Consider the following 3557-nt stretch of genomic DNA (forward strand, 5'->3'; position numbering starts at 1 on the left):
TGCTTCGATCCGGCGGTGACGCAGTGGCGGCAGGCCAGGACCTACATGGGCTTCCTTGGCCGGGCACCGTTTGCGCGAGGCAGCGTAAAGCCGCGGACGATGGCCATGGAGTTGCAGATCAGGTCGCTGATCTAGGTCGACCGATCGCCTTGCTTTAGAGGCGGCGACACCCTGGCGCGTAGCCCCGCCGAGGGCCGGAACCCTATCACGCGCCGCGCGGTCACGACATGCTCTTTGCCGGTCCTCGGATTGCGGCCCGCGCGCGCAGCCTTTTCGTGGAGCAGGAACGTCCCGAAGCCGGTAATCTTTACTTGCTCGCCGCTCTCGAGAGCTTCGCTAATCCGCGCAATAATGCCATCTACCAAGCGGTCAGCTTTTCGGGCGGTTACGCCGGCTCTGGCTTCCAAAGCCTCGGAAAGGGCTGCTCTCGTCAATGTGCCGACACGATCACCCACTGCGATTCTCCTCGCGCGCACCATACGGAAAGGCGGTCGCGCAGAACAACGATTGTTTTCAGTGAGTTCTCATCGGCTCGGCGCCTGGGGTGGCCGCCGGGGCGGGCGCGACGGTTTGTCCTGCCGTCGCGCCCGCATCTACGCCGCTGCGGGGCGTCTACGCGAACCCAAATAAGGGCGGAGTTCTTCGCAGTTGCGACAGTTCGCGATCACGCCACGATCCGGTGCAGCCGCCATTTCAGCTGATCCTTGACCATCGAACGCGAACGATCGGACCAGTCGAAAAAGTCCATCACCGCGAACCGCATCTCCATCTCGTCGCCATGCTCGACCACGACCGCGCGCGTCTCCTCCTCGGTCGCCGACACCGCAATGAAGGCGCCGCCCTGGGTCTGCCAGATTTCGAACCGCATCTCCCGCCCGCCATGGATGTCGAACTCGGTCTTCGCAATCAGCGCGCCGGTGAACTTGATGGTCGGCCCGCGCCGCTGCCTGATGCTCTTCTGTTGCATTTCCACGGTAGGGGTAGCTTCCTCTTTCTCGTGCCTAAGCGGCGATAGGGGGGCGGGGTGGTAAGGCATGACGAGGTGCCCCCTGGACGCATCAACCATGCTGCCGGCCGGCACCCGAAAGCCGTTCTCGTCGACACCCGCTATGAACCGGCGCAACTTGCCGTTGAAGCGGTCCACGGTCACCAGATCGCCGGGCTCGACAATTTCGCCCGGCGCGAGGATGAAGCCCTGATCAATCACAATCATCACGTCACCCTCGTCTAAGCGGCGATAGGGGTACGAGCCCATCGCTTCCAGTTCTCGAGCTTCACTTTCTGCCACGCCGGCACGCGGCTCCGCCGATAGGGTGCTTCGGGATCCTTGAGCAACACGCCCTCGCCTCCCTCGACCCACACCCGTTGCACCATGTCGTGCACGTCCGATTCGGTGAAGGCCCATTCGTCCTCGACCACCTGAACGGCGGTAGGGTCGTCTCCGCCGTAGCTGCGCGGCCTCCAATTCCACGACAGCGCCGGATCGTCGCGCACCGCTCCCGCCAGCTGCTGCAGCCATGCCTTTCGCTCGTACCATGGCGTCTCGGTACCCCCTGCCCGCCATTCGGCCTCTGTGAGGACGTCGAAGAGGTAGAGGCGCCCCCTTTCCCCTCCCTTGCGCCAGCCGCTCTCGAACCAGCGCTTCGTTGGGTCCAGCGTCCCGTCGACCACGATTTCCCCGTCGAGGAACAGCGGCTGGCCCGCGACCTGCTCGAACAGGTCGAGCTGGTGCGCGATGTGATCGGCTCCTTCGAGAGGCTGGCCCTGACGTGACCACAGGCGCGCCTTGCCATCGAGGCCACGGAAGCGGAGGCAGCGCCAGCCGTCCATTTTTTGTTCTACCGCCATTCCGCCGGTAGGGAGGTAGCCGTTGAAATCGAAGGCCAGTTGGCAAAGGCTGCTCACTTCGCACCGCCAATCTGGCGCATCAGCCATTTCCACGACACTTCCGACCATGAGCAGCCGTTTTCGTCGTCAATCGCGGGAAATGCCTCCTGCGCGGAGTAGCCCTCCGGCCACTCGCACTCGCAGTAGCTAGTTTCGCACTCCTCGCAGTAGGGCCGCGCTGGTCCGCACTCCTCCTCGATCGCGGATAGAATGTCATCGATATGTTCGCCGACCGTCTCGCCGTCATCCCAGTTGCTTGTCGCCCAACCGCTATCGACGCGCACGACGTGATAGTTCGGGCGCTGGTTGATGGTGGCGATCTTGATGAGCTTCAGGCCGTCCCCGAACGAGCATTCGCAAACGTAAGGCGTCAGGATGCCGCTATCGCCATCGGTCCAGAGGGTGCCGAGGAATGGCTTCTCGAAGACCTCCTTGAGCATGGCAAGATTGAGCAGATCGCCTATCACCATGTCCCGTCCGGCGATGGCTGGGGTGACGCAGGAGCGCCAGTGCGTCTGGGGGTTAAACGCCCGGCCATCGACATTGAGGCTAATCGTTTCCGGGCGTTCACCCTCGCCCGCAACGGTGGCATAGTCCCGACCCATGGTAGGGTGGGTCAGCACGACGCGCTGACCGATCTCGAATTGCATGGTCAGCCCTCCCCACCCTGCCCGCCGATAGCGGGCCGAACTTCATCGATGGGGCCAATGTCGTCGGCGTCGTAGCAGTCGGAGAAGGTCTCGCCCGATGTCCGGCACTCCGCCTCAAAATCAACGCCGTGCACAGCCGCCCAGACCCGCAGATCACAGAGAAGCATGCCGAGGTTGAACCCGGTTTCGCCCTCAGGGTCGGTCTCGTCCTCGTAGACCCAACCCAGACGCTCGATATGTTCGCTGATGGTCGTGCCGGTGAGTAGGGCTTTCGCCTGCGCGTTCGTGATCATTGCTCTATGCTCCTGCCCGTTTCGGGACGGGCGGCCCTTAGCGAATTCGCCACCACCGAGCCGGATGCACCGGCGCAGGGATGGCGGGCGGCCGGGATAGGGCCGCCGCGCCGGTTCAGGCGTCTACCCAGCGTTCGGCCTCCGCAGACCAGACCATGGCGGGTTCGTACCGCCCCTTGTCGTCCCAGAAGCCGGTACCGAGGATGTCGCATTCGGACACGTCGGGGAGTGTCGCAGGGTCAAACCGCACGATGTCCTTGTAGTCATCGTCGACATGGATCACGCCGTTGATGCTACAGCGGGCCGGATCGTACAGAACCACGTTGCCGGTGGCGCGCTCGACGGTGAGGTTGCCGTAGCTGCCTCTGATGATGATGGTGCGGCTACTCATGATCAGGCCTCCAAGCCGTGCGCGCTGACATCGACATAGCAATGCCCCGCGCCGTGGTAGTCCTCGAGCCAATCGATCACCGCCAACCAGTTCTCAACGGTGGCAGGCTCCGGCTTCATGTCGCTGCTCGTGTCGCTGAGTATCTGGTTCACCAGTTCCAGCGCGCGAATTTGGGCACCAGCATTCGACGTGTGCACAGAGGTGATGATGCCGGGGATACGGAAGTGCTCGGCGGTGACGATCCATACAGTTGCCATCGTTCAGCCCTCCCGCTTTACAAGACGAAGCATGGTGGTCGGCACATTTGTTCCCGCCTCCGCGAAGCTCGCCACGGGG

Annotated in this window: 7 protein-coding genes; all 7 read right to left on the reverse strand. The window is 63.3% G+C overall.

What is annotated here, in order from left to right; genetic code table 11:
• Positions 1-131: 131 nt before the first annotated feature.
• A complete protein-coding gene (locus VMR39_RS00005) occupies positions 132-455 on the reverse strand; it encodes an integration host factor subunit alpha (RefSeq protein WP_325413129.1) in 324 nt (107 codons plus the stop codon).
• Positions 456-664: 209 nt separating this feature from the next.
• On the reverse strand, positions 665-1288 hold the full coding sequence (locus VMR39_RS00010) for a hypothetical protein (RefSeq protein ID WP_325413131.1): 624 nt from the start codon (positions 1286-1288) through the stop codon (positions 665-667).
• Positions 1228-1848, reverse strand: coding sequence for a hypothetical protein (locus VMR39_RS00015; protein ID WP_325413133.1), 621 nt, complete (start codon positions 1846-1848; stop codon positions 1228-1230). Before VMR39_RS00015 ends, VMR39_RS00010 begins: the two co-directional genes overlap by 61 nt.
• A gap of 53 nt (positions 1849-1901) precedes the next feature.
• Positions 1902-2537, reverse strand: coding sequence for a hypothetical protein (locus VMR39_RS00020; RefSeq protein ID WP_325413135.1), 636 nt, complete (start codon positions 2535-2537; stop codon positions 1902-1904).
• 2 nt (positions 2538-2539) lie between these two features.
• The gene (locus tag VMR39_RS00025; RefSeq protein WP_325413137.1) at positions 2540-2830 is read right to left on the reverse strand and encodes a hypothetical protein; all 291 of its coding nucleotides are present in this window, start codon (positions 2828-2830) and stop codon (positions 2540-2542) included.
• 115 nt (positions 2831-2945) lie between these two features.
• Entirely contained in the window at positions 2946-3221 is a 276-nt protein-coding gene (locus VMR39_RS00030; RefSeq protein ID WP_325413139.1) for a hypothetical protein, read from the reverse strand.
• 2 nt (positions 3222-3223) lie between these two features.
• Positions 3224-3478 carry a hypothetical protein gene (locus VMR39_RS00035; protein WP_325413141.1) on the reverse strand — a complete coding sequence of 85 codons (255 nt, stop codon included), beginning with the start codon at positions 3476-3478 and terminating at the stop codon, positions 3224-3226.
• Positions 3479-3557 lie beyond the last annotated feature (79 nt).

Origin of the sequence: Sphingobium sp. (assembly GCF_035511395.1) — a bacterium.
Classification (GTDB): domain Bacteria; phylum Pseudomonadota; class Alphaproteobacteria; order Sphingomonadales; family Sphingomonadaceae; genus Sphingobium.